Below are 23,234 nucleotides of genomic sequence, written 5' to 3' on the forward strand. Positions count from 1 at the left end.
GTTCTGTGTTGCCTCAGAAGGGGCGGTTATACCGGCCTGGATCACTCATCCATTGTTGCGTCTGATACTGCGTACTCCACGGATTCAGCCCACCAAATGGATCATTATACGTACTACTGCTGGAGGAGCTGCTATAACTTGAGAAGCTGCTCGTTGAGGGTTCGTATTTCGTATTCCCCCAGACTTCCGGAGCCGCCCCATAGTCGCATTTCGGATCTGCTAGGCATTTTGCTTTTTCTTCTTCTGCCCACCGCTCGCGTGTCTTTATAGCCCAATCCTGATAGCGCTTCGCGGCGAGTCTGCGTTCGCGCTCTTTCTGCTGCTCATCCAGATAGTGCTTCAGATTGATCTGAGCGGTGTCGGTATGCGGATAATAGACGAATGCGAAATTTCTGAATGGCTGTGACGGGTGATCGGATAGGTCGCCATCAACGCCCACGCGCAACGACACATCATCCTGCCGCTCGCCGCCAGACTGGATAAGACCTGCGCCCTGTGCATTCGATCCGATAACATAGGGACGGGCCCGTTTAAGGATCACATCATTTGTCTTTAGGTTCGACAGATGGACCCACTCGCCCTCAGCTGAGGCGAGGGCGTCCGGAAACTGGAATAAATGGCTGCCATTTCCCCTGACCCCGGCAAGGAACGTATCGTCCTTGAAGAGGCCCTGTTCTACCAGCCCAAAGTTAGGGGAGAGTTTGGACATGATCTGCCTTTGTCCAAACCCTGAGAGATTACCGTCTGCAAAGGCGCCCACTCGTTGTATCTCCGCTGCCGTCCCCATATCGGTACGGATCAGGCCGAGAACCGGTCCCCGGCTGGCGACATACTGGCCGACCTTTAGTTGACGTACCCGGCCATCCTGTTTCTGGACGAAGCCACCAAAGCCGTGGGCATATCCGTCTACGAATGATCCGACATAGATTTCATCGAGCGCCGGCATGATCAGATAGCCGATGCCGTGCGGATAGCCACCCTTCATCTGGCCGAAATAATAATCCTGCCCGAGCTTTGTCTTGATGAAAGGGCCATTATGGATGGCTGGGATATCGGAAGCCGAATTGGTGACGGGGATCGGCCCCAGATAGCCCAGAAGGCCGCCTTGCGCTTTGCTCTGCTCACGGATTTCATCGACAAAGTTTTTGCCCCATCCGCCCGCATACCCGGCGCCACTCCCTTTTGCGGCTGAGTTCACGCGGAAGAAGCCGAGCCCCATTTCGTCTTCTGCGTCGTAGGAGGGCAGCCCGTCTGAGCCGATGCCGGATTTAGTCACCCCGATCCGGACGCCGTAAAAGTTCTTGATGGTCCGTGCCTCATCCTGCACCAGCCAGTCTTTCGCCAGCGCATCGAACTGATCCGCCCCCGGACCACGGAAATGATCACGCCCCGGCTCGATCGGGCTCTTCCTGAGCCAGCTGTCCTGCCAGCCGTCATCGGCAAGCTTGCCCTGCCGTGATGCTTCCTGAGAGTAGGCCGCAAAGGCGGCGGTGGTCTGCTCATCGAGCTTTGCGGTCAGCCGGAACCCGCCGGTCTGGTTTTGGGGCTCGCGCCAATCCGTATGGAAACAGCGATCATAAAGCTCGTGCCACCAGAAATCGCGCGATGTCTGACGGATTCTCTCCGGCCGGACGAGGTCAAGCTTTGACTGGGGATTGCTCCTCAGGGCGTCGAAGCCATCCGAGGATTTCTCGCAAGGGGCTGAGGTAATAATCGCCGCTGCCATCGCGCCATACTCATCGCCAAGATCAGCGAGATATTCGAGTCCTCGCTCTTCTCCGCGTGCATAGGCGAGCTGATAGTATTGAGTCGCTTCAGCCTTATGGCCGCGCAGTTCCAGATAATAATAGCCGTAAAGAAGGCTTGAGACGCCGTCGCCCAGATCGCTGGAGCGTTTCCAGTACCCGGCCGCTGTTTCGAGATTTTGCCGGACGCCATTGCCCTTATTATAGAGCTTGCCGAGTTCTTTCAGGCCTTCGCTGTCATTCTGGGCTGCGGCCTTTTCGTACCATTTTCGGGCCGTCTTATAGTCCTGGCGCGTGCCGTACTGTTCGTAATGGAAAAGATCGCCGTAGAGGGCCTGTGCCCTTGGGTGCCCTGCCTCTGCCGCTGCCTTCAACAGTTCTTTATGGCGGTTGAGATCGACGGTCTTAAAGAGCAGGGCGGCCTTGAACAGGGCCTCCTTGTTCCCCGCGAGGCCTTCTTCGACGAGCTTCTCTCGCTCCACCTGGGCGGCATAGCGAGCGCCCATACTGGTGTCGTCCTGCGCCAAAGCGGGCAGGCTCACGCTGACCAGAATGAAGGATGCGATGAGATGATTGACCAGTTTCATGGACACAAGTTCCCCCTTGCGATCCTGAATCATCGCCAGTTTCGCAAATCCCTGTCAATTCAGATCAAATCGGCCACCTCATCCCATTCATCGCTTAGCCGAATGTGGGGAGAAATCCCCATCCGCAGCTGTAAATCAGGCAGCTCTGGTAACCCCCTGAAATCTAGACAATGTATAGCGTGCCGGAGGGCGTTGCGTCCCGCGCGGTCTGTGGTACTTCCCGCGTCGCTTCAAGAAGAACGGAAACGCCGCGACCATGACCATACCCGTCCTTATGCCTGCTCTCTCCCCGACGATGGAGGAGGGCACCCTCGCAAAATGGCTGAAAAACGAAGGGGATAAGGTCTCCTCAGGCGATATTCTTGCCGAGATCGAAACCGATAAGGCGACAATGGAAGTCGAAGCCGTCGATGAGGGCGTGCTCGGCAAGATCCTCGTCAGCGAGGGCACTGAGGGCGTCAAAGTGAATGTTCCCATTGCAGTGATCCTCGAAGAGGGCGAAAGCGCGGGCGATATCGACGTTTCTTCGCTGGAAAGCGCGCCTGCGTCGAATGGCGCGGATCACAGTGCACCGGCGACTGAAGCAGATGACACTCCATCGCCGCAGGCCGCACCGCCGGCCATGTCCATCACTGCCGCCGAGCCGGAAGTCCCCGAAGGGACCGCGATGGTCGAGACGACCGTGCGCGATGCGCTTCGCGATGCCATGGCCGAAGAGATGCGCACCGACCCTGACGTCTTCGTCATGGGTGAAGAGGTCGCCGAGTATCAGGGCGCCTATAAGGTCACGCGCGGGCTTCTCGACGAATTCGGGCCAGAGCGCGTGATCGATACGCCGATCACGGAATATGGCTTTGCTGGTCTTGGGGTCGGCGCGGCCTTTGCGGGCCTGAAGCCGATCATCGAATTCATGACCTTCAACTTCGCCATGCAGGCGATTGACCACATCATCAACTCGGCAGCGAAGACCCGCTACATGTCGGGCGGCCAGATGGCGTCCCCCATGGTCTTCCGTGGACCGAACGCCGCAGCCAGCCGCGTCGCCGCCCAGCACAGCCAGGACTACGCCCCGTGGTACGGCCATGTACCGGGCCTCATCGTCATTGCGCCTTACAGCGCGATGGATGCGAAGGGCCTTCTCAAAGCTGCAATCCGCGATCCGAACCCGGTCGTCTTCCTTGAGCACGAGCTTCTCTATGGTGAGAAGGGCGATGTGCCGGACATGGATGATTTCGTCCTGCCGATCGGCAAGGCGAAGGTTGCCCGCGAGGGCACTGACGTCACCATCGTCTCCTATGCCCGCGGCATGTTGTTCGCCCTTCAGGCAGCTGAACAGCTTGCTGGTGAGGGGATCTCGGCAGAAGTCATTGACCTGCGGACGATCCGCCCGATGGATACGGCGACCATCATCGAAAGTGTCAAGAAAACCAACCGTCTCGTCACTGTCGAGGAAAGCTGGGGCCCGATGGGTATTGGGTCTGAGGTCGGCTGGCAGGTCGTCCAGCACGCTTTCGATTACCTCGATGCACCGCCCGCGCGGGTGACACAGGAAGATGTGCCGCTGCCATACGCAGCTAATCTCGAAAAGCTCAGCCTGCCGGATTCGGCACGTGTTGTTGCCGCCGCCAAACGCGTTCTTTACGCGGGCTGACAGGCAAGGACCGGGCGTGTTCGATTTCCTCTTCAATCCGAAAGGGAGAATTTCCCGGAAAGGCTACACGATTGCTTTTCTGGCGCCCTATCTGGTCCTGACCTTCATCGTCGCGCCGCTCCTCGGCATGCCGGGGGTGATCCTGATTGGTCTTTTCTTCCTCTGGCCCAAGAATGTTTCCGTCCCGGTACGGCGGTTTCACGACATGGGGATCACAGGGAAATATCAGATTGGTTTTCTAGGACTTTTGTTCCTTGCACGCCTGATCGCCTATAAGGGGATGGTCACTGCCCTGGGCGGGATGGAGGCGATGTCCGCCATGACAGTTGAGGAACAGCTCGCAGCAGTGGCTGAGGCGGCCCGGCAAGGCGGGAATGCGGATATGCGGATCGGCACGCTGCTTGTGATTGGGGTAGAGATTTCCCAGATGCTGCTCTTCGGCCTTGTCAAAGGCCAGAAGGGCAAGAACCAGTATGGCAATGATCCGCTGGCGGATGGACGGGGATTTGCGGATTGATCCCGGTGTTTCGATATCTCCTTTCCATGGATGGCCGTACAGGCCGTGGCGGCATGTGGATGATCACACTGATCTTCGGCTTTGCTGCGCTCTTGGCAAATGGCCTGCGCAATCAGGGGATCAATCAGGCGCCGGTCGAAATTATTCAGCTTGCGCTCTTCTGGCCGGTTTTCATTGCCGTGCCCATTCGCCGGTTTCACGATATGGGCCGGCCTTGGTGGTGGGTTCTGATCTTCCTTGGCGGCATGCTCGTGAGCTTTTTGTTCCTGATGCTCGATTTGACATCGACAGCGGGCATGCTGGGGCTGAGTGCATTCTCAGCCATTACCGACACCGATACCTATATGAAGGCGCTTGAGGCGCTGAATGAAACGCGGCCGGACGATCCGATCAAACCCGTTGAAGCCATGGGGCTTGGCGGTGTATCGCTCGGCAGCATCTTTTTCCTGGTGCAGTTCGGATGGCTGCATCTGGTGCCCGGACAGGGCCACGCTAATGACTACGGACCGCAGCCGGGTGCTGCGGCGACGCGATAGGAGATTTCGACATGCCAACACCGATTCTGATGCCCGCCCTGTCGCCGACCATGGAAGAAGGCACGCTGGCCAAATGGCTGAAAAAGGAAGGCGACACTGTCTCCTCCGGGGACATCATTGCGGAGATCGAAACCGACAAGGCGACAATGGAAGTCGAGGCCGTCGATGAAGGCATTCTCGGCAAGATTTTCGTCAGTGAGGGAACCGAAGGCGTGAAGGTCAATGCGCCGATCGGCGTCATCCTCGAAGAAGGGGAGAGCGCGGATGATATTGACGAAGCGGCCCTTTCGGGCGGCGCGGCCCCTGCATCCGCTCCGGCAAAAGAAGATAAGCCTGCCACTGCCGCCAATGGCGCAGCTCCGGCCGCCCCGGCGGCAACGCCCGCTGCGGCGCCTGCGCCTTCTAACGGTGGACGCGTTCTAGCATCTCCCGTTGCCAAGCGTCTTGCTAAGGCAGAAGGGATCGACCTTTCACTCCTCAAAGGCTCCGGCCCCAAAGGCCGGGTCGTCAAACGCGACGTCCAGATCGCTATTGAGAATGGCACCGGTAAAGCTGGCACAAGTGCTGCGGCGCCGGTGAGTATGCCGGTCGCAGGCGTTGATGAACGTCTCTACCCGGCTGACAGCTACACGGCGGTCAAGAATGACGGCATGCGCAAGGTCATCGCCAAGCGGCTGCATCAGAGCTTCAACCAGGAAGTTCCGCACTTCCCATTAAATGTCGACATCGAGCTGACCCAGCTTCTCGCTGCTCGTGAGCGCGTCAATGCGGCGTCGCCTGCCAAGGGCGAGGACGGCTTCTTCAAGATTTCCGTCAATGACTTTGTCCTCAAAGCATCGGCCATGGCCCTCAAGGAAGTGCCGGAAGCCAACGCGACCTATACGGATGAAGCAATCCTCCAGTATCACCACGCCGATATCGGTGTGGCGGTTGCGATTGATGGCGGGCTGATCACGCCAATCATCTGGAAGGCAGAGACCAAGGGCCTTAAGCAGATCTCGGAAGAGGTCCGTGACCTTGCGGGCCGGGCGCGCTCCAAAAAGCTCAAGCCCGAGGAATATCAGGGCGGCACATTCTCGGTCTCCAATCTCGGCATGTTCGGGATCACCAGTTTCGCCTCGATCGTGAACCAGCCGCATGGCGCGATCATGTCGGTCGGTGCAGGTGAGGAGCGGGCGGTTGTCCGTGATGGACAGATCGTGGCGCGCCACATGATGACAGTGACACTCACTTGCGATCACCGCGTGGTGGATGGCGCTGTAGGGGCGCGTTTCCTCGCAGCCTTTAAGCGGTTCTGTGAAGAACCAGCTGCGATGCTGCTGTAATTACTGCTCAAACACTATTGCCATCTTAAGTAGCACACATGCTAGTCTTCTCCTAATGGGATAAATTAGGGGTCGAGTATCATGCGCTACGGGATAGTGTCGCTGATCATAATCAGTATACAGATGATAGGTATTTCTAACGCATATAGTGAGACGCCTGTCGAGCGATATGGGCAATTAGCAGTCAAAGGCCATCAGATCGTTGATGAGACCGGACGTCCGGTCTCTCTCGCCGGGGTTAGTTGGTTCTGGTCGACAAGCGGTTGGGGACAGGAGCGGTTCTATAACAAGGAAGCTGTGAAGTTCCTTGCTGAAGACTGGAATGTCTCGTTGATTCGGGCAGCCATAAGTGTCGAGCCGTCGGGCGGTATACTGACAGATCCTCAGGGCAATATAAATCGCGCAACAACTCTTATTGATGCGGCGATCGAGGAGGGGATCTATGTTATTGTCGACTGGCACTCGCATTCCGCTGAAGACCACCCGGACGCGGCAGTGGTCTTTTTCACCGAGATTGCAAAAATGTACGGTGACCACCCGAACATCATCTATGAGATCTATAATGAGCCCCTGAAGGATACGGACTGGCTGACAGTTATAAAGCCGTATGCAGAGAAAGTTGTCGGCGCCATTCGGAAAGTCGATCCTGATAACCTGATAATTGTCGGCACCCAGACCTGGTCGCAGGATGTCACCAAGGCGGCGGCCAAACCCATCACAGGCTATGAGAATATTGCCTATACCCTGCATTTTTATGCAGGATCCCATGGCGAGGAGTTAAGGCAGAAAGCACGCCTCGCCATGCAATCAGGCATCGCTCTTTTTGTTACGGAGTGGGGAACGGTTGATGCCAATGGCGACGGCGACGTGGCGGGTGAAAACCTCAGCGCATGGCGCGATTTCATGAAAGAGCATCAACTCAGCCATGCAAACTGGTCGCTATCCGATAAAGATGAAGGCGCCTCTCTTCTGAAACCAGGTGCCAACTCGACCGGTCCTTGGGGCGATGAGGATCTTACGGAATCCGGCCTTTACGTGCGCGAGATGATGCGCACATGGTCAGCTGACTGACGACGGAGATCGGGCGTGGTTCGCAGGTCGGTCCGCGATTATTCTTGTTCTACCGAAGCGGTGATCTCCGCCAGCTGTTCATCCATTGCTTTTGCGAGCATCTGGATCGTCCGGGCTGAGTAGAGGAAGGTCTCGGGATTGATCTTGTCTGCCGTATCCGATGGCTGATGATAGTCGGGATGGTCTTCGACCCCAATATAAAGGGCCGGAATTCCTTTCGCGATGAACGGTCCCTGATCGGAGAGATAGGTCCAGTCATCATACCCATCCTCGGGCCGGTCATGCCCTTTGAGGAGCTCGAGCGGTGCTTTGGTAGCGACCTCATCGATCAGCGGTATCATGGCCGGGAAATGATAACTGCCCGAAGCGTAGATTTCCCCTTTGTCCGCCCGCGAGACCATGTCGAGGTTGAGGTTGAGCGCAAAATCCTGATGCGGGATCGCCTCATCAGCGAGGAGGGCCCGTGCGCCCTGAAGCCCGTGTTCTTCCGCATCCAGAATGGCGATCACAACCGAATGCTTCGGCGGGTTGGCTGTAAAATAACGGGCCAGCTCGAGCGCAACGGCGACGCCAGAGGCATTATCATCCGCGCCGTTGTAAAGCGCGTCGCTCCCGTCAGTACTGGCACCTGTGCCTAAGTGATCATAATGCGCCGTGATCACGAAATAGGGGCCGTCCGTGCCCGTTTCTTCTCCGGGGATCAGGCCGAGAATGTTGTTCCCGGCGCCTTTGTTGACTTCTCCATCTTCGGTGACGCTGCGCTGCCATTCGAAAGGATCCAAAAACCCCTCCGTGCCGAAGGGGGCAAGCCCTATCTCTTCAAACTGGCGAATGATGAACTGGCGAGCCAGCAAATTGCCTGCCGAGCCCGTTGCCCTTCCTTCATAGGCGTCACTGGAAAGCTCGGTGACGACTGCCATCAATCTCGCGCCATCAGGGGCAGGGGACACATCCTCCGCTTCCTCTTCAGCCCGTTCGGGCCGGGTGACATCCCGCGCTGGCGGCTCCGCACCCGGCAGAAAATAGAGATAGGGCGCAGGATAGGCATACGGATTATCTGACATGTTCTTGTTGAAGAGCACATCATGCATGATCCGTCCGGGCATGAAGGTGAAGAACCCGGCAATGATCAGCCCGCCAAGGAAAAGGCCAAAGAAGGGACCTGCATGCTTCTTCATGTTCGGCCCGCCCTTGAAGACATGGTAGAGCCCGCCGATCAGCCCCCAGGTCGACACCGGAATGAAGATGTAATGGATGAAGGTGAAGTGCTGGAGGAACGGCTCCCCCGGCGCACGCGGCCTGATGATGAAGATCGCTGTCAGAATGACGATGGTCATCAGGATCGCCCAGATCGGCCCGATGATCCTGTGCGGTAGCGTCCCCTTAGGAGCTGCAATCTGGATGATTCCGAGGAAAAGGGCGGTCAGCGCAGCCACAGCATGAAGCTGGATATGCCACGGCGCGGCGAGTAGCGGTTCAAAATTCATCTTGACCCCATCTGTTAAGTGAAAAACTCGCATCAACAGTCATGGCGCGCAAGATAGAGTGTGGGGGCAAGAAAATATTGTGGCCGGACTTAAATATGATAGGTGCATTTCAGGGTTAATTATGAGGGGCATATCATGACCACTTGGAATAAATTCAGAATTGCGGCCGTTCTCGGCCTCACGACGATGGCGCTTGCAGCGTGTGAGACAACATCGTCACGGCCTTACAAGGCATCCACCGCTAACATCATGGCTGCACAGACGGCCGTTCCTGAGGGGACGAAAGTCAGCATGGGGGATTTCTCCGCAGCTGCTGACATCGATGTGTCGCCGACCTGCCGCGCTATGGGCGCACTCGAAGTTGCTCCTGGTCAGACGCCAGTCGAATATATTCGTGATGCGATGCAGGAAGAGCTTTTCAATGCGGGTCTCGTGAAACCGGATGGGGCTGCCATCAACGGCGAGATCACTAAGCTTGAGTTCAGCTCCATCGGTACTGGTACCTGGGATGTCGCTCTGAAGGTGACTTCAGCGGCCTATCCGCAAGGATATGAAGTTTCCGAGACTTACAGCTTCAAGACCAGCTTCAGCGCGATCAATGCGTGCCAGAACACGATCGACGCTTTCCAGCCGACTGTCAGCAATCTGCTCAACAAGGTTGTGACGCACCCGGAATTCAGCAAACTTGCTGGTGCATGATTTCATCCTGACATTTTGATGTCAGGTTGATCAGGTGAAAATTTGGCCGAAGCCTTCGCTGTCATGCCGGGCTTCGGCTTTTTTGCGTTCATATGCAGACTTCGGTAGTTCCCACCCAGTTGATGGAGATTGAAAAGATGGCAGATCAGAAATTCGACGTTGCGGTGATCGGGGCAGGACCCGGCGGATATGTGGCGGCAATCCGCGCCAGCCAGCTTGGTCTGAAGACGGTTATCATCGAACGCGAACATCTGGGCGGGGTTTGCCTCAACTGGGGATGTATCCCGACAAAGGCGCTTCTCCGGACTGCCGAAGTCTACACAAATATGAAGCATGCGGAGGCATTTGGGCTGAAAGCGGAGAACATCGGCTTTGACCTCGATGCCGTGGTACAGCGCTCGCGCAAAATTTCAAAACAGCTCGCCGGCGGCATTGGCTATCTGATGAAGAAGCACAAGGTTACGGTGATCGATGGTGTTGCCAAATTCACCGGTGCGAATGGTAAAGGGCCGTCGCTGACGGTGACGGACAAGGACGGCAAGACGCAGACTGTGCACGCCGATCACAAGATCATCGCAACGGGGGCCCGTGCACGGACGATCCCGCAAGCAGGGCTCGAGCCGGATGGCAAATTCATCTGGACCGCTAAAGAGGCGATGGTGCCTGACACGTTCCCCAAGCGCCTTCTCGTCATTGGGTCAGGCGCAATCGGGATCGAATTTGCGAGCTTCTATAATGCGCTTGGTGCAGAGACGACTGTCGTTGAGATGATCGACCGCATCCTACCCGCTGAGGATGAGGAAATTTCCGCCTTTGCGCTCAAAGCCTTCCAGTCGCAGGGGATGAAAATCCATACTGGCGCACAGGTTGAAAAGCTCGAGAAGGGCAAGGACAGCGTCACGGCCCATCTGAAGATGAAGGACGGCAAGACCGAGAAACAGGAATTCGACCGTGTCGTCCTTGCCATTGGCATTGTGGGGAATACGGAGAATCTTGGCCTTGAGGATATCGGCGTGAAGGTCGACCGCGGCCATATCGTCGTCGATGAATATCTCTCGACCGGGGTCAAGGGCGTCTATGCCATCGGGGATGTCGTCGGCGCGCCATGGCTGGCGCACAAAGCAAGCCATGAAGGGGTCATCTGCGTTGAGAAGATCGCTGGGCTCAATAATGTCCACCCGCTCGACACCTCACTTATTCCGGGCTGTACCTATTGTTCACCGCAGGTCGCCTCGGTCGGTCTGACCGAAGCCAAGGCAAAGGCAGCAGGCTACAAGGTCAAGGTTGGCAAGTTTCCCTTCCAGGGGAACGGCAAGGCCATCGCGCTTGGCGAGCCTGAAGGGCTTATCAAGACTATTTTCGATGAGAAGACTGGCGAGCTGCTCGGCGCGCATCTGATCGGCGCGGAGGTCACCGAGCTGATCCAGGGCTTTGGCATCGCCCGAACCATGGAAGCAACTGAAGAGGATCTCTTCCACACGATCTTCCCGCACCCCACCTTGAGCGAAATGATGCACGAAAGCGTTCTCGATGCTTATGGCCGAGTCATGCATATCTGATGTGAAATGTGATCAGTAACCGCAATCAGGGGTTGGACAAGACCCACATTCATCAATACTAGACACTGTCTGGATAAATCCAGAAAACTTTTGGGAGAACTATATGTCCTTTGACGGCAAATATAACGTCACAATCCAAACGCCAATGGGCGCCCAGCAGGGCACGCTTGAGTTGAAACAGTCTGGCGATGACCTGACCGGGTCGATGATCGCAGGCAGCGGCGAAAGCGCTGAAATCAAGAACGGTAAAGTCAATGGCGATTCCGCCAGCTGGGATGTGGATATCTCCTCTCCGATGCCGATGACGCTCAGCTTCGAGGCCACCAAAGCCGGTGACAATCTCGGCGGTTCGGTCACGCTTGGCGCCTTTGGCCAGTCGACCTTTGAAGGCGTTCCCGCCTAAGTCTTTCTGCCCCGCGTAAACTTTGCGCGGGGCAACCTTTCAGGTTTACCTGAATGCAACTGGTTCTGAGATAGTCTCCTCATGGTTGTGGAGAGGGCATTCCAGGGACCATGCTGACCGTTGCACAAATAGAGCTTCCGCCGTCCATTCGTGAACGTCTTCGGGAACGGGCGGCTTTCGCGGATAGCTTTGAACGCTTCACTCGTATCAATATTCTGGGGTTCAACCAGCCGGTTGCCGCTGCCGCAGGGCTCGCCGCGCCGCTGGTGATTGGGGTTGCGTATGCCGCAGGGGATATCTGGACGACGATCCAGGTCACCGGGGTCTTCTTCTTTGCAACCGCTCTGCTGCTCTTCGGGACGTGGGTCGTAAACCGAACTGTCTTGCGCGAGGCTTATGCCGCCGCGACCGAGGCCCGCAAACACGCCAAGGCGGATCTGAAAGCCGGCAAGGGCGAGGAAATGGCGCTGACGATCAAAACGCCGGCTCTTTTCTATGAGAATGCCGACGGTGTCGTGGTCTTTGCGGATGCGGGCGAGAACCGCACTGTTTTCTTCGATATCCCGGCTGATCGCGAGGATCCGCGCTGGTTCCTCTATTTGAACGGCGATCTTCACCGCGAGCGCTGGTCGTGGGTGCGGCTCGCCAAATCCCGCGAAGTCTTCGGTTTCAGTGCTGCGGGCCATGTCTGCAGCCAGCCGGGACAGCCCCGCTATGTCGAGGCCGCAGAGGGCTGGGACGCCATCGCGCTGGCGCTCGGCGACCCGTCAGATGGCGACATCATCGACATGCCGCTGCGGGAAGTCGAGCACACGATCTCGCGGCTTCTCGGCGACCCGCAACGAGAGTTTGCGGAAGCGAGCTGACCTGCCTAAAGACCTCTGCGAACCAGTAGAGGACGCCCATGGCTGATAAATCGACGAACCTTTCCGCCACCAAGGACGAGCTGCTCGAATACTACCGGATGATGCTACTCATCCGCCGTTTCGAGGAAAAAGCCGGCCAGCTTTACGGCATGGGTCACATTGGCGGGTTCTGCCACCTCTATATCGGCCAGGAAGCGGTCGTGACGGGCCTTGAGGCGCTCCGCAAGGAAGGCGACCAGGTCATCACCGGCTATCGCGATCACGGCCATATGCTTGCCTGCGGCATGGACCCCAAAGGCGTCATGGCCGAGCTGACAGGCCGTGAGGGCGGCTATTCGAAGGGCAAGGGCGGCTCGATGCACATGTTCTCCGCCGAGAAGAAATTCTATGGCGGACACGGCATTGTTGGCGCTCAGGTGCCGCTCGGTACGGGACTTGGCTTTGCCAATAAATATCGCGGCAATGACAATGTCAGCTTCACTTATTTCGGTGACGGCGCCTCGAACCAGGGTCAGGTCTTCGAGGCAATGAACATGGCACAGCTCTGGAAGCTGCCAGTCGTCTTCGTCATCGAGAACAATCAGTATGCGATGGGCACTTCGACCAAGCGCGCCTCAGCCGACACGCATTTCTATCGCCGCGGCGCCAGCTTTGGCATTCCGGGCAAGGAAGTTGACGGCATGGATGTCGTCGCGGTCCGAGAGGAAGCGCGCGAAGCTGTTGAGCATGCACGCAATGGGGAAGGCCCCTTCGTCCTCGAGATGAAGACCTACCGCTATCGCGGCCACTCCATGTCGGACCCGGCAAAATATCGGACCCGTGAAGAGGTCGACGAAGTTCGCTCACAATCAGATCCGATCGAACGCTGCAAGGCGCGGATCTTTGACGGCAAGCATGCGTCCGAAGACGACCTCAAGGCGATCGACAAGGACATCAAGGCGATCGTCAAGGAAGCGGCCGACTTCTCGTTGGAAAGCCCTGAGCCCGATCCGAGTGAGCTTTACACGGACGTTCTGACCGGCGCGTTCGCCGCGGCTCAATAACAGGTAATCACGCTGATGGGCAGGGAGGACACAGCACCGCGGTTGAGCCGGGTGCTGGGCACCTTGGCCGTCGACTATGTCATTGTCTGGCTGTGGCTTGGCGGTTTGGCCGCCATCAATTTCTTCCTTGGCCGGATGGAGGCGGGGCCTGTCTCAGGGCTCGAGGCAAAATTTGCAGGCCATGCGACGGCGTTTCTTTTCGGTACCTTGCCAGTGGTCTCATATTTTGCGCTGCTGGAGGGCTCAAAGAGCGGCCAGACCCTCGGCAAGCGCTGGATGCGCCTCAAGGTCGTTGCCGCAAAGGACGAGAGCCGGGCAGGGTATCTTCGCGCATGGGGCCGGAACATTCTGCGCTTTCTGCCATGGGAGGCAGCGCATATCGCGATCTGGTACGTGCCCGGACGTCCTTTTATTGATCCCATGCCTTGGCTCAATCTTGCCATCTGCATTGGTGCGATGCTGCTCAGCCTTGTCTATCTGGCGTCAATGTGGAGATCAGACGGCAGGACACTCTATGACCGCATTTCGGGCACGAAGGTCATTCGCGCACAGCGCTAGTTCAGGAACAGATCATTCCGTACCGGGAAATCGCCGTCAAACACGATGGCGATGCCCTGATTATCCGAGAGCTCGCCATCGAACTCGCCATTCTCGGCATGGATATGAAGATGCGGCTCGGAGGTGTTGCCCGAATTGCCGACGAGACCGATGGGATCGCCCGGCTTGACCATGTCGCCGGTCTCCACCTCAAGGCTGTCCATCATCAGATGCGCAAGGAAGACAGTGATCGCGCCGCATTCAATCGCGACGGCATTGCCGGCAGGGGTGTCGGGATCAGATTGAGGGCCGACCGCATCAGGCAGGCCATCGCGTGACCAGGCAATCCGGCCTTCGCAGGGCGCCACGACTTCCGCGCCCCAGATTGCATATTTGTCATTGCTGACTGGACCGATGCCGGATTTGTTCCGGCCAAGGATGTTCATGGCGACGATGTCGACAGCATATTGCTGGGCTTCGCTGGCGGCATGGGCATTGACGACGATGGAGCGGCCGCCCTGACCGATCACGAAGGTCCGGTCTTTGAGCGGGAAGTGCAGATCGACCGTCGCGGGCGGCGGGATCATGCCCTTGAGCGCAAACAGGCTGATCGCCCCGAAGGCACCACCGATGACGATCAGGAGGCCCTGACCGAGTCGGGTCAGCCAGGTCCAGTCCCCGACAATCGTCGGAAACCCGCCCATGACCCATCGGCCGATCCCGACAAGAAGAAGGAGTGCAGCGAGCGGGCGCAGCCAGTAGCTGCCTGAAACCCACGGCACGAAGAGAAGCGAGAAAACGAGGATGGCGGCAATAGCCGCGACGCAGAGAATGTCCGAGATCCGGCCCGTGACCGAGAACAGCGCCCGGTACTGCCCCGTTGCCAGCCACACCCCGAAGAGGAGCGGCATCAGGACCGTCGCGGCCAGCAGCGATATTTCGTTCAACATTCCCGCCCCACATACCAATTCGTAGACGGGGAAGAGGGTAGCATCTGCCGGAAGCATGGCAAGTAAAGCCGTGGCACGCGCCGTTAATCGTCTGACCTACTGCCCGTCGAGATTTTGCTGGAGGCGTTTTTGAATTGGCTCGAATTGGGGCGTGGGCCCGCGCGGATACGCCTTTTGAGCCTCCGGTGAATCCCAGAATGTCCAGCGCACTTTTTCGCCGCCAAGCTCATAATCCATCCCGTCCCAAGAATATTCCCGGAAAGAGTAGAAGGCCCAGTGATAGCCTAGTTTTTCGGCGGCGGTTAGAACGTCTTCGAGATAGTCAGGGCACCATTCGAGCCTGCGCATGCAACCAAATTCGCCCATAACGATCCGGTTCGCAGGTATATTGTGCTCTTCGGCCCAATCCAACGGTTGTTGGATGATCGCCTTGATCCGATCAGGATCCCAATGTTCCGTGCGACCTGATATTTCCATCGTGCCCGGATAAACTAGCGGTTTATCACGCTTCAGATTCGAATTGCTGGTCGCGGCCCAGGGTTCATACATATGAAAATCATATAGGACCCGGTCATCATCAATACCTGATGGCCAGTGATTAAACCCGTTAGCCGAGCCGTAAAATCCGCCATCGACCATGATCGGTGTTGCCTCATCGACCTCACGGATCGCCGCAACCAGATAGCTGGTAAGGGCGAAAAGATCACGCGCCGTTCCGCGTTGAACCTCATGCCATTCAGCGATTTGCTCTTCGGTCATGCTGGACTCGAGGCCGGCTGGACGCTCTGGCGTGGGCTCATTGACGAGGTTGTAGGCGACAATTGCCGGGTGGCCATCAATCGCAATCACCAGATCCTGCCAAAAAGCCGCGGACTGTTCCCAATAGGCCTTATCCTGATAAATCCGGTCATCGATCTTGCCATCATTATTCTGTGTCCATCGGGAACCGGGAAGGCCTAGCGGCGTCAAGACAACCTTGATGCCCGCTTGGTCGGCAAGATCGAGTGTCTTGATGAGGATCGCCAGATCATCTTCAACCAGCTGTTCGTAGCCGTCAGCACTCCCCATCAGGAAATCGCGTTCCTGACCATCCCATTTGCTGTAACTCAGGCGAACCCATTCGCCGCCATAATTAGCCAGCGCTTGAAAATATTCGTGATCGGGCGGCGTTTCGTTGAAGGAATTGCCGCCTTCTCTTGGCTTTTCGCTCCAAAATACCATCGGATCATTCTGGGCACTGGCAGCAGTCCCCAGAACAAAAATCACAGATAGCAATCGAAGCAATGTCCGCATCATGACCTATTTCGGGGCGATCATCCGTTCGGGCCGGACGATATCGTCATAATCTTCTTCGGTGACGAAGCCGAGATTGACCGCTTCCTCGCGCAAGGTCGTGCCGTTCTTGTGCGCGACCTTGGCGATCTTGGTCGCGTTGTCATAGCCGATCGTGGGGGCGAGCGCCGTCACCAGCATTAGCGAGCGTTCCATCAGCTCCTTGATCCGGCCTTCATTGGCCTCGATGCCGACAACGCATTTCTCGGTGAAGCTGACCGAACAATCCGCAATCAGACGGATCGACTGAAGGACGTTAAGCGCGATCACCGGCTTGAAGACGTTGAGCTCGAAATGCCCCTGACTGCCGGCAAAGCTGACGGTGGCGTTGTTCCCCATGACCTGCGCGCAGACCATGGTCATGGCTTCGCACTGGGTCGGGTTGACCTTGCCCGGCATAATCGATGAGCCCGGCTCATTTTCGGGCAGGGAGATTTCGCCAAGCCCTGAGCGGGGGCCGGAGCCAAGGAGGCGGATGTCATTGGCGATCTTGAAGAGGCTGACCGCGACTTCGTTGAGCGCGCCATGCGCCTCGACCATGCCGTCATGGGTAGCCAGCGCCTCGAACTTGTTGGGTGCCGTCACAAAAGGCAGCTTGGTGTAGGTGGAGACTTCTTCAGCGAATTTCTCGGCAAAGCCCGGTTTTGCATTGATCCCCGTACCGACGGCCGTGCCGCCCTGCGCCAGCGCATAAAGCCGCGGCATGACGGCCTCGACGCGGGCAATCCCGTTCTCGACCATTGCCACGTAGCCGGAGAACTCCTGCCCCAGTGTCAACGGCGTTGCGTCCTGCAAATGGGTGCGTCCGATCTTGATGATGTCCTTGAAGGCTTCCGCCTTGTCATTGAGCGCGTTGCGAAGCTGGCCCAGCGCCGGGACTAGCCGGTGCATCATCTCCTCGGCCGCCGCGATATGCATGGCGGTCGGGAAAGTATCGTTCGAGCTTTGTGAGCGGTTCACATGGTCATTCGGGTGGACCGGATCCTTCGAGCCGATCTCACCGCCGAGGATCTCGATCGCGCGGTTCGCGACCACCTCATTGGTATTCATGTTCGATTGCGTGCCTGAGCCCGTCTGCCAGACGGACAGCGGGAAATGGTCGTTCAGCTTGCCTTCGGCGACTTCCGAGGCGGCATCGACAATGGCATCGCCGAGTTTTTCGTCGAGATTGTCGAGCGCCATATTGGCCCGTGCCGCCGAGCGCTTGACGATCCCCAGTGCGCGGATCAGCGGTGTGGGCATCGTCTCGGTGCCGATATTGAAGTTGATCAGCGAGCGCGCGGACTGCGCGCCGAAATATTTGTCGGCAGGAACCTCTAGCGGGCCGAAGCTGTCGGTTTCGGTACGGGTTTCGGTCATGGCGGGCTCCTCAAACAGGTTCATTTTGGGGGCATTTAGGCCGCTGCGGCGCCGGGGTCACGTGTTTCGTTGCCACCGTGCACAGTCGCCTCGCGAGCCAGATTTGCATTCTGAATGACGACCCCTAGTCTATCGTAAATAGCGAGGGATGATCATGAGAATTACCACCGGATTGCTTGGCCTATCACTGTTCGCACTGGCGGCCTGCGGCGAGGACCACACTGCGGAAATGGTCGAGAAATGCACGGCCGCCGTGGTCGTTGAGGCAGAAGGCCAGGAAGTCACCGAGGAGCAAATCGCTGATTTCTGTGACTGCACGATCGCGACGCTTGGTGATCTTGAAGATGCCGAACGGGCCGATGTGATGGCCTTCTTCGATCATGTCGCGTCCGATTATGAGGGAGAGGACGAAGAAGCCTATGAGCGCGGCAAAACCTTGATTGAGGCCAAATCACCGCCGGAGAAATGCCTCGACCGTCTCGGCATGTGACCGAGCAGGGCTGTGAGGTAACGAGATGGGCTCGGGCCGTGGACATGTCAGGCTGATCACGCAAGGCGATGAGGTCCTGATCCTGATCGACGGCGCGACGACCCAGACACGTACGCTGAAGAAATTCGTCTCAGCCTTCATGAAAGAGAACGCGGCTTCGATCCGTCCATGGTTCGGGCCGTTCGAGGTGCGCATCTGGACGAGCGTGATGGCTGACAAGCGCGGCCATCACGATGTCGACAATGTCGCAAAAGCCGTGCTCGATTCGCTGTCGGGCTATATCTGGCGCGATGACAGGCAGGTCGTGCGGCTGGTCTCCGAACGCTTCACGGGCTCGGCGAACAGGATTGCCGTTCGGGTGACCCCGCTAGAGGACCAGCTCCCGGAAGTTCCGCTCGATAACAGCCTGTTCTCAGCGTGAGGCATGCCGGGTCATTCCCGGCTATTGCGCGTCGGCGGCCTGCGGTTTGTTGCCGGTGTTGTAATAGGCAATGAATTTCTTCTGCTCACTGACTTCCGCTTCGACGGCCTTGCGGACATCGAGCTGGTAGACAGAGAGCCGGGCCATCGCATCGGCTGCGCGCACGGCGGAGTCCGCATTCTGACCCGAGAGGAGCGCCTGCTGGCGGCGGTCGATTGCGACCTTCACCTGCTGGATCTCGTCAAAGCGGGTCTCAAGGCAATCCTTGTAACCATCGACCCAGCCGGGGTGGACAGAATAGGAGCCGTAATTGTCACCGATCAGCGCTTCCATCTGCAGGCGGAGGGCCTGGCACTGGGTCAAGGCTTCCTCGACCTTGCCGATCGAGCGGGCGAGGGTGATTGGCCCTGCGCGTTCCAGCCGTTCGGTCGTGACGACGCGGTCGACCTTGGTGGAGCTCGGCGGCGCGAAATACTGGGCGGCAATCGCCTCAGGGCCGTCATCGGGACCTGCAGGCACAGGCTGGAGGGCCGCGCTCACAAGCGCAAAGGCGGAAATCGTCAAAGATTGCAGCATGTCATCTCCTCGCCGGGCTGTTGGGCCTCAGCATAACATAGGGAGCTGCGTCGCCCGATTCTGCCCCTTAATAGGGCACGGGCATCTTTTTATTCGATACGTTGCCGCGATGGATCAGCAGCCGCAGGTGGTAGCCCGAGGCACAAAGGACAAAAAGCCCGCCGAAACGAAGCAGATAGATGGTGGCATCGCGCGGGAAGGTCTCGACCGCATAGGCCACCGAGGCGGCAATCTCCGGCATGTCATAGCCAGCAAGCGCCATGCCTGCATAAGGCCAGATCCGGTCGATCAGGAAAATGATCGCCGTCATCCGCAAGGGCTGGAAGTTTTTCGTACAGAAAAGCGAGCCCACCAGCGCCAGCCAGAGGGCACGGGTGAGGTCGGCGCCGGAAAAGGCGACAGAAAGGACGAAGGTCAGGTCTTCCATAAGCGCTTAACGTTACCGCCGAACGCTGAACGGCGTCTTAAAACAATCAGATGCCGCGAAGCCCGCCGACAAGGCGTTTCACGCCCTCATCGATGCGCTGCCATTCGGCAAGATAAGGCTGTTTGAAGTAATACTTCACCGTCACGTCATTGGTCAGGTCAAATTCGCGGAAGCATTCGGGCGACACAGCGCCCGTCTCATCCTCGGGATAGCAGAAGAAAATCGCGGTCTCTCCGGAGCTGGCCGTGCCGGTCAGCATCATCTTGTCGGAATACCCGGACGCAGGTGTCTCGATCGTGCCCTGCCGGAAGGTGTAGCGGGTCAGGCCATGCTCATATGGGCTGCCGGCGGGGTCCACTGTCTGCGGCAGATAGAGGATGCGAAGCCTGTCCTGCTCGTTGAACGGAATGCGCTTGAGGCCGATCAGTACGTCGATGCGTCGGGCATCTGGCTCATTCTCGATGAAATCGCTGCGCCGTGAGGTCGAGAAGCCCTCCATCCGCGGCCAGGAGGCAAAGAGGGTCAGAAGCTCACGCTCGCCGGGGCGCCGGTCGCGCGGGAAAACGGTGTAATTGGACGGCACGCGCAGATCGACATCGCCGACGGCAATCTCGATTAGGTCTTCTGAAATCGTCGGGCGCGGCTTGTTCCCCTGAATCTCATCCACGTCGGGGCCGACATAGTGATAGAGGAAGATGACGCAGAGAAAGAGGGTCGCGAACAGGATGATCAGCGGATAACGCCAGGACGATTCCTGTTTTACCTCTTCACCGCCGAGTTGATAGCTCCCTTGCGCCATGGGGCCGTCCTTCGCTCGAATTTACCTTGGGGGAGTGTTACGCGGGGCCGGGCCCGAAGGGAAGCCGGATCGGGGAATATCATTGGCTTCTCTTGAGAATGCGTTTGCGTTTCAGCCGCCCCTAATTGCTTTGACCATAAGGGAAATTCAGCTTACCGCCGGAATATGACGGGGAATGCCAAAGCTGACCGCGCCAAATGGGCCCGCATCGCCACACTGTGGTCGGTGGCAACGGCGTTCATCCTCGCCACGGCCAAGGCGGTCGCCTGGCAGCAATCAGGCTCCGTCGCCATTCTAGGTTCCTTGGCAGACAGCTTTCTTGATCTTCTTGCCAGCGGTATCGCCTTTATTGGCGTCCGCATGGCGGCACAGCCGGCCGATGCGAACCACCGGTTCGGACATGACAAGGCAGAGGCGATCTCGAGCCTCGTTCAGCTCGTTCTGATCACCGGCTCGGCGGTCTTTGTGCTGGTTGAATCAATCCAGCGGCTGATGAACCCGCAACCGCTGCTCAACACGGATTTTGCCCTCGGCATCATGCTATTGTCGTTGGCGCTGACGGTCGTTCTCGTCAGTGTCCAGACCTATGCGGTGCGCAAATCGGGCTCGATGGCGACCGAAAGCGACCGGGCACACTATGTCGGCGATTTCATCGGCAATGCGGGGACGCTCTTTGCTGTGATCCTCGTCTCGCAATTCGGACTCTTATGGGCGGACGGTTTCGCGGGTCTGATCGCTGCCGGCTTCCTTTTCTGGTCGGTCTGGGAGATCAGCCGGCGGGCGCTGCCCCAGCTGATGGATGAAGAGCTTTCCGATGACGAACGCTACCGGATCGAGCGGTTGGTGCTGGAGGATGAGGAAGTCTTCGGACTCCATGCGCTCCGGACACGCAAAGCGGGGTCTACGCCCTATATCCAGTTCCATCTCGAACTCGATCCTGAGATTTCGCTGCGGCACGCCCATGAGATTGCGGCCCGTGTCGACAAACGGCTGCGGGAAGAATTCCCCGGTGCTGACCTCATCATCCATCAGGATCTGTCCGGCATGACCGAAAGCCATGACGCCTTCGGCCAGTTCGAAACAGTGATCGAGGAAGAAGAGCCCGCCTGACGGGCCTATCCTCTTGCGCGGGGATGGGCGGCGGAATGCGCGGCCAGCAGCCGGCCGGCATCAACCTCCGTATAGCGCTGGGTTGAGGTGAGCGAGGAATGCCCGAGCAGCTCCTGGATCGCGCGAAGGTCTGCCCCGGCACTCAAAAGATGCGTGGCGAAAGCGTGCCGCAAGGCATGAGGTGTCGCGCTGTCATCAAGACCGAGGGCCGCGCGTTCGAGCCGGAGCGCACGCTGGGCAACTGCCGGGGACAGCCTTTTGCCTCTCGCGCCGAGGAAGAGCGGGGCGTTGCCGGTAAAATATCCGCCGCCTGCTGCACTCGTGCTATCTTCAAGCGCTTCGCGGTATGTAGCGATCCGTTCCCGGACGATATCGAGGAGTGGGACTTCGCGGGTTTTCCCGCCCTTACCGAGAATGCGCAGCGGCTGGCCGGGTTTGGGCAGATCACCCCAGTCTAGCGACAGGGCTTCGCTGATCCGCAGCCCTGCGCCGTATAGGAGCGCGAAAAGCGCGTGATTGCGGTGGGCTTGCCAATCATCTTCGGGATCGGCGGCGCTACTCAGCGCAGTGGCGGCCTGCATCGGGATCGGGCGCGGCAGTTTTTTGGGCGCCTTGGGGCTGCGCAAGGCCGCAAGGGCCGCCGTCTTCAGCCCAGTCTCGCGAGAGAGGAATTTGAAAAAGCTGCGCAGCGCCGAAAGGTCGAGCTTGATCGTCTGGGCGCCGACACCGTCGCGGCGGCGGCTGGCCAGAAAGGCGCGGAAGTCTGCCGTCTTCCACCCATCGAGATCAGCCAGTGTTGGCGCGTGCCCGCGATGGGCCATGGCGAAGCTGTCAAACCGTTCGAGCGTCTGGCCATAATTACGCACCGTATTCGGACTATAGCGCTTCTCGGCGGCGATATAGCGCAGGAAGGCCTTTGAGAGGTGGCGATACTGGGCGGGATCGGAAGTGGGGCGCATGGCTCACGCAGTCCCGATCTGGCAGCGCGGTCCATCTCCCTGCCGGGGAAAGGCTGAAATAAAAGAAGCTATTCGGCGGCAGGGCATCGGGGCATCCTCGTCTGGATTACGAGGATACCACAGAGTCCTTCAGAAAAGCGAGTTTGCGCTCAAGAAAGGTCTTGTCCTGACTATATCGCGTGAACACCCGATCGATCTTGTCGAGTGCGCCTTCGATGGCCTTGAGGACGGCAATGACTTCGGACATTTCCGAGAAGCCGCCTGCAGGGGCGGGCAGGCCAAGCCCTTCGGGGCCGAGCGCCATCGGGAAGCGGCCGATCCGGTAGGTCAGCGCATCATCAACGGGCACGCCATATTCCTGTCCGTCCTGGTTCAAGAGCACGGCGGCAGCATCCTGCGGGCCGACGACATGGCGGGCGAGCGCGTCGCGGCGTTCATCATACTCATCGGCAAACAGCGCTCGGGTCACCGAATCGGGCTCGGCGGAGGCTGCGATCACCGGCTCGGCAAGAAGCCGCAGATCGGTCCTCACATGCTCAAGCACCGTCACGGCGTCATCGAGCATGCCCAGCGCTTCGGCGATGCCATCCATCTGCGGCGCACGGCTGTTCCCGCGCGCAGACGACGTTGCGCTGTTGATTTTCTCCAGACGGGAGAGAGCATCAATCGGCTGATGTCCAAAACCGGCACTGGTTTTCCGTTGCCGCCCCACGCGCAGCATCATCATGTTTCCACTTCTCAAGTGTCAGAAAACCCACCCAGAAGGAGACCGTACCCCTCGCGCC

The 23,234-nt window shown here is 58.3% G+C and carries 24 protein-coding genes; 14 read left to right on the forward strand and 10 right to left on the reverse strand.

Annotated elements, in window-relative coordinates; translation table 11 throughout:
• Positions 1-13: 13 nt before the first annotated feature.
• Positions 14-2,332: a tetratricopeptide repeat protein gene (locus DX908_RS00785; protein WP_325047972.1), complete on the reverse strand. Its 2,319-nt coding sequence runs from the start codon at positions 2,330-2,332 to the stop codon at positions 14-16.
• A 256-nt stretch (positions 2,333-2,588) separates the two neighbouring features.
• Here DX908_RS00785 and DX908_RS00790 point away from each other — a divergent pair, with 256 nt between their 5' ends.
• The 5 genes from DX908_RS00790 to DX908_RS00810 all read left to right on the forward strand — a co-directional run bounded on the left by DX908_RS00790 (position 2,589) and on the right by DX908_RS00810 (position 7,432).
• The gene (locus DX908_RS00790) at positions 2,589-3,983 is read left to right on the forward strand and encodes a pyruvate dehydrogenase complex E1 component subunit beta (RefSeq protein WP_116390575.1); all 1,395 of its coding nucleotides are present in this window, start codon (positions 2,589-2,591) and stop codon (positions 3,981-3,983) included.
• 16 nt (positions 3,984-3,999) lie between these two features.
• Positions 4,000-4,500: a DUF805 domain-containing protein gene (locus tag DX908_RS00795; protein WP_158548390.1), complete on the forward strand. Its 501-nt coding sequence runs from the start codon at positions 4,000-4,002 to the stop codon at positions 4,498-4,500.
• Positions 4,501-4,526: 26 nt separating this feature from the next.
• The gene (locus DX908_RS00800) at positions 4,527-5,036 is read left to right on the forward strand and encodes a DUF805 domain-containing protein (RefSeq protein ID WP_116390577.1); all 510 of its coding nucleotides are present in this window, start codon (positions 4,527-4,529) and stop codon (positions 5,034-5,036) included.
• Positions 5,037-5,047: 11 nt separating this feature from the next.
• The gene (locus DX908_RS00805) at positions 5,048-6,361 is read left to right on the forward strand and encodes a pyruvate dehydrogenase complex dihydrolipoamide acetyltransferase (RefSeq protein ID WP_116390578.1); all 1,314 of its coding nucleotides are present in this window, start codon (positions 5,048-5,050) and stop codon (positions 6,359-6,361) included.
• 123 nt (positions 6,362-6,484) lie between these two features.
• Positions 6,485-7,432 carry a glycoside hydrolase family 5 protein gene (locus DX908_RS00810; protein WP_199564542.1) on the forward strand — a complete coding sequence of 316 codons (948 nt, stop codon included), beginning with the start codon at positions 6,485-6,487 and terminating at the stop codon, positions 7,430-7,432.
• 38 nt (positions 7,433-7,470) lie between these two features.
• Here the strand turns inward: DX908_RS00810 and DX908_RS00815 are convergent, their stop codons facing one another.
• Positions 7,471-8,919 (reverse strand): M20/M25/M40 family metallo-hydrolase, encoded by a 1,449-nt coding sequence (locus tag DX908_RS00815; RefSeq protein ID WP_158548391.1) that lies wholly within the window; start codon positions 8,917-8,919, stop codon positions 7,471-7,473.
• A gap of 135 nt (positions 8,920-9,054) precedes the next feature.
• On the opposite strand from DX908_RS00815, the gene DX908_RS00820 reads away from it, so the two are divergent.
• From DX908_RS00820 to DX908_RS00845, 6 genes are all read left to right on the forward strand, one after another.
• A complete protein-coding gene (locus DX908_RS00820; protein ID WP_116390581.1) occupies positions 9,055-9,618 on the forward strand; it encodes a hypothetical protein in 564 nt (187 codons plus the stop codon).
• 137 nt (positions 9,619-9,755) lie between these two features.
• Positions 9,756-11,177 (forward strand): dihydrolipoyl dehydrogenase, encoded by a 1,422-nt coding sequence (gene lpdA / locus DX908_RS00825; protein WP_116392927.1) that lies wholly within the window; start codon positions 9,756-9,758, stop codon positions 11,175-11,177.
• Between the two features lie 103 nt (positions 11,178-11,280).
• Positions 11,281-11,580 (forward strand): hypothetical protein, encoded by a 300-nt coding sequence (locus DX908_RS00830; protein ID WP_116390582.1) that lies wholly within the window; start codon positions 11,281-11,283, stop codon positions 11,578-11,580.
• A gap of 110 nt (positions 11,581-11,690) precedes the next feature.
• Positions 11,691-12,446 (forward strand): hypothetical protein, encoded by a 756-nt coding sequence (locus DX908_RS00835; RefSeq protein ID WP_116390583.1) that lies wholly within the window; start codon positions 11,691-11,693, stop codon positions 12,444-12,446.
• A gap of 38 nt (positions 12,447-12,484) precedes the next feature.
• Positions 12,485-13,489, forward strand: a complete 1,005-nt coding sequence (gene pdhA / locus DX908_RS00840; RefSeq protein ID WP_116390584.1) for a pyruvate dehydrogenase (acetyl-transferring) E1 component subunit alpha — start codon at positions 12,485-12,487, stop codon at positions 13,487-13,489.
• Between the two features lie 15 nt (positions 13,490-13,504).
• Complete coding sequence (locus tag DX908_RS00845; protein ID WP_116390585.1) at positions 13,505-14,047, forward strand: RDD family protein; 543 nt, start codon at positions 13,505-13,507, stop codon at positions 14,045-14,047.
• Here the strand turns inward: DX908_RS00845 and DX908_RS00850 are convergent.
• The 3 genes from DX908_RS00850 to fumC all read right to left on the reverse strand — a co-directional run bounded on the left by DX908_RS00850 (position 14,044) and on the right by fumC (position 17,667).
• The gene (locus tag DX908_RS00850; protein WP_158548392.1) at positions 14,044-14,976 is read right to left on the reverse strand and encodes a M23 family metallopeptidase; all 933 of its coding nucleotides are present in this window, start codon (positions 14,974-14,976) and stop codon (positions 14,044-14,046) included. The two genes, DX908_RS00845 and DX908_RS00850, sit on opposite strands and share 4 nt — an antisense overlap.
• Before the next feature lie 96 nt (positions 14,977-15,072).
• Positions 15,073-16,197: a glycoside hydrolase family 5 protein gene (locus DX908_RS00855; RefSeq protein ID WP_199564543.1), complete on the reverse strand. Its 1,125-nt coding sequence runs from the start codon at positions 16,195-16,197 to the stop codon at positions 15,073-15,075.
• Between the two features lie 78 nt (positions 16,198-16,275).
• Complete coding sequence (gene fumC, locus DX908_RS00860) at positions 16,276-17,667, reverse strand: class II fumarate hydratase (protein ID WP_116390587.1); 1,392 nt, start codon at positions 17,665-17,667, stop codon at positions 16,276-16,278.
• 154 nt (positions 17,668-17,821) lie between these two features.
• Between fumC and DX908_RS00865 the strand changes: the two genes are divergently transcribed.
• Together DX908_RS00865 and DX908_RS00870 are read left to right on the forward strand one after the other, a co-directional pair.
• Positions 17,822-18,157 (forward strand): hypothetical protein, encoded by a 336-nt coding sequence (locus DX908_RS00865; RefSeq protein WP_147303684.1) that lies wholly within the window; start codon positions 17,822-17,824, stop codon positions 18,155-18,157.
• A 25-nt stretch (positions 18,158-18,182) separates the two neighbouring features.
• Positions 18,183-18,578: a RusA family crossover junction endodeoxyribonuclease gene (locus tag DX908_RS00870; RefSeq protein ID WP_116390589.1), complete on the forward strand. Its 396-nt coding sequence runs from the start codon at positions 18,183-18,185 to the stop codon at positions 18,576-18,578.
• Between the two features lie 21 nt (positions 18,579-18,599).
• Here the strand turns inward: DX908_RS00870 and DX908_RS00875 are convergent, their stop codons facing one another.
• The 3 genes from DX908_RS00875 to DX908_RS00885 all read right to left on the reverse strand — a co-directional run bounded on the left by DX908_RS00875 (position 18,600) and on the right by DX908_RS00885 (position 20,380).
• Complete coding sequence (locus DX908_RS00875) at positions 18,600-19,154, reverse strand: hypothetical protein (protein ID WP_116390590.1); 555 nt, start codon at positions 19,152-19,154, stop codon at positions 18,600-18,602.
• Between the two features lie 67 nt (positions 19,155-19,221).
• Positions 19,222-19,581 carry a hypothetical protein gene (locus DX908_RS00880; RefSeq protein WP_116390591.1) on the reverse strand — a complete coding sequence of 120 codons (360 nt, stop codon included), beginning with the start codon at positions 19,579-19,581 and terminating at the stop codon, positions 19,222-19,224.
• Between the two features lie 46 nt (positions 19,582-19,627).
• Positions 19,628-20,380, reverse strand: coding sequence for a hypothetical protein (locus DX908_RS00885; protein ID WP_116390592.1), 753 nt, complete (start codon positions 20,378-20,380; stop codon positions 19,628-19,630).
• A gap of 165 nt (positions 20,381-20,545) precedes the next feature.
• Here DX908_RS00885 and DX908_RS00890 point away from each other — a divergent pair, with 165 nt between their 5' ends.
• Positions 20,546-21,490 (forward strand): cation diffusion facilitator family transporter, encoded by a 945-nt coding sequence (locus tag DX908_RS00890; protein ID WP_116390593.1) that lies wholly within the window; start codon positions 20,546-20,548, stop codon positions 21,488-21,490.
• Positions 21,491-21,495: 5 nt separating this feature from the next.
• On the opposite strand, the gene DX908_RS00895 is transcribed toward DX908_RS00890, so the two are convergent.
• Together DX908_RS00895 and DX908_RS00900 are read right to left on the reverse strand one after the other, a co-directional pair.
• Positions 21,496-22,449 (reverse strand): tyrosine recombinase XerC, encoded by a 954-nt coding sequence (locus DX908_RS00895; protein WP_116390594.1) that lies wholly within the window; start codon positions 22,447-22,449, stop codon positions 21,496-21,498.
• 106 nt (positions 22,450-22,555) lie between these two features.
• Positions 22,556-23,176, reverse strand: coding sequence for a hypothetical protein (locus tag DX908_RS00900; RefSeq protein ID WP_116390595.1), 621 nt, complete (start codon positions 23,174-23,176; stop codon positions 22,556-22,558).
• Between the last annotated feature and the right edge of the window lie 58 nt (positions 23,177-23,234).

It is taken from the genome of Parvularcula marina (genome assembly GCF_003399445.1).
In the GTDB taxonomy this organism is placed as follows: domain Bacteria; phylum Pseudomonadota; class Alphaproteobacteria; order Caulobacterales; family Parvularculaceae; genus Parvularcula; species Parvularcula marina.

Coding starts and splice junctions, on each gene's coding strand:
- DX908_RS00800 (WP_116390577.1), top strand. CDS start 4,527: ATGGATGGCCGTACAGGCCGTGGCGGCATGTGGATGATCACACTGATC.
- DX908_RS00900 (WP_116390595.1), bottom strand. CDS start 23,176: ATGATGATGCTGCGCGTGGGGCGGCAACGGAAAACCAGTGCCGGTTTT.
- DX908_RS00790 (WP_116390575.1), top strand. CDS start 2,589: ATGACCATACCCGTCCTTATGCCTGCTCTCTCCCCGACGATGGAGGAG.
- DX908_RS00830 (WP_116390582.1), top strand. CDS start 11,281: ATGTCCTTTGACGGCAAATATAACGTCACAATCCAAACGCCAATGGGC.
- DX908_RS00870 (WP_116390589.1), top strand. CDS start 18,183: ATGGGCTCGGGCCGTGGACATGTCAGGCTGATCACGCAAGGCGATGAG.
- lpdA (WP_116392927.1), top strand. CDS start 9,756: ATGGCAGATCAGAAATTCGACGTTGCGGTGATCGGGGCAGGACCCGGC.
- DX908_RS00845 (WP_116390585.1), top strand. CDS start 13,505: ATGGGCAGGGAGGACACAGCACCGCGGTTGAGCCGGGTGCTGGGCACC.
- DX908_RS00850 (WP_158548392.1), bottom strand. CDS start 14,976: ATGTTGAACGAAATATCGCTGCTGGCCGCGACGGTCCTGATGCCGCTC.
- DX908_RS00785 (WP_325047972.1), bottom strand. CDS start 2,332: ATGAAACTGGTCAATCATCTCATCGCATCCTTCATTCTGGTCAGCGTG.
- DX908_RS00890 (WP_116390593.1), top strand. CDS start 20,546: ATGACGGGGAATGCCAAAGCTGACCGCGCCAAATGGGCCCGCATCGCC.
- DX908_RS00875 (WP_116390590.1), bottom strand. CDS start 19,154: ATGCTGCAATCTTTGACGATTTCCGCCTTTGCGCTTGTGAGCGCGGCC.
- DX908_RS00885 (WP_116390592.1), bottom strand. CDS start 20,380: ATGGCGCAAGGGAGCTATCAACTCGGCGGTGAAGAGGTAAAACAGGAA.
- fumC (WP_116390587.1), bottom strand. CDS start 17,667: ATGACCGAAACCCGTACCGAAACCGACAGCTTCGGCCCGCTAGAGGTT.
- DX908_RS00810 (WP_199564542.1), top strand. CDS start 6,485: ATGATAGGTATTTCTAACGCATATAGTGAGACGCCTGTCGAGCGATAT.
- DX908_RS00865 (WP_147303684.1), top strand. CDS start 17,822: ATGAGAATTACCACCGGATTGCTTGGCCTATCACTGTTCGCACTGGCG.
- pdhA (WP_116390584.1), top strand. CDS start 12,485: ATGGCTGATAAATCGACGAACCTTTCCGCCACCAAGGACGAGCTGCTC.
- DX908_RS00835 (WP_116390583.1), top strand. CDS start 11,691: ATGCTGACCGTTGCACAAATAGAGCTTCCGCCGTCCATTCGTGAACGT.
- DX908_RS00815 (WP_158548391.1), bottom strand. CDS start 8,919: ATGAATTTTGAACCGCTACTCGCCGCGCCGTGGCATATCCAGCTTCAT.
- DX908_RS00880 (WP_116390591.1), bottom strand. CDS start 19,581: ATGGAAGACCTGACCTTCGTCCTTTCTGTCGCCTTTTCCGGCGCCGAC.
- DX908_RS00820 (WP_116390581.1), top strand. CDS start 9,055: ATGACCACTTGGAATAAATTCAGAATTGCGGCCGTTCTCGGCCTCACG.
- DX908_RS00855 (WP_199564543.1), bottom strand. CDS start 16,197: ATGGTATTTTGGAGCGAAAAGCCAAGAGAAGGCGGCAATTCCTTCAAC.
- DX908_RS00805 (WP_116390578.1), top strand. CDS start 5,048: ATGCCAACACCGATTCTGATGCCCGCCCTGTCGCCGACCATGGAAGAA.
- DX908_RS00895 (WP_116390594.1), bottom strand. CDS start 22,449: ATGCGCCCCACTTCCGATCCCGCCCAGTATCGCCACCTCTCAAAGGCC.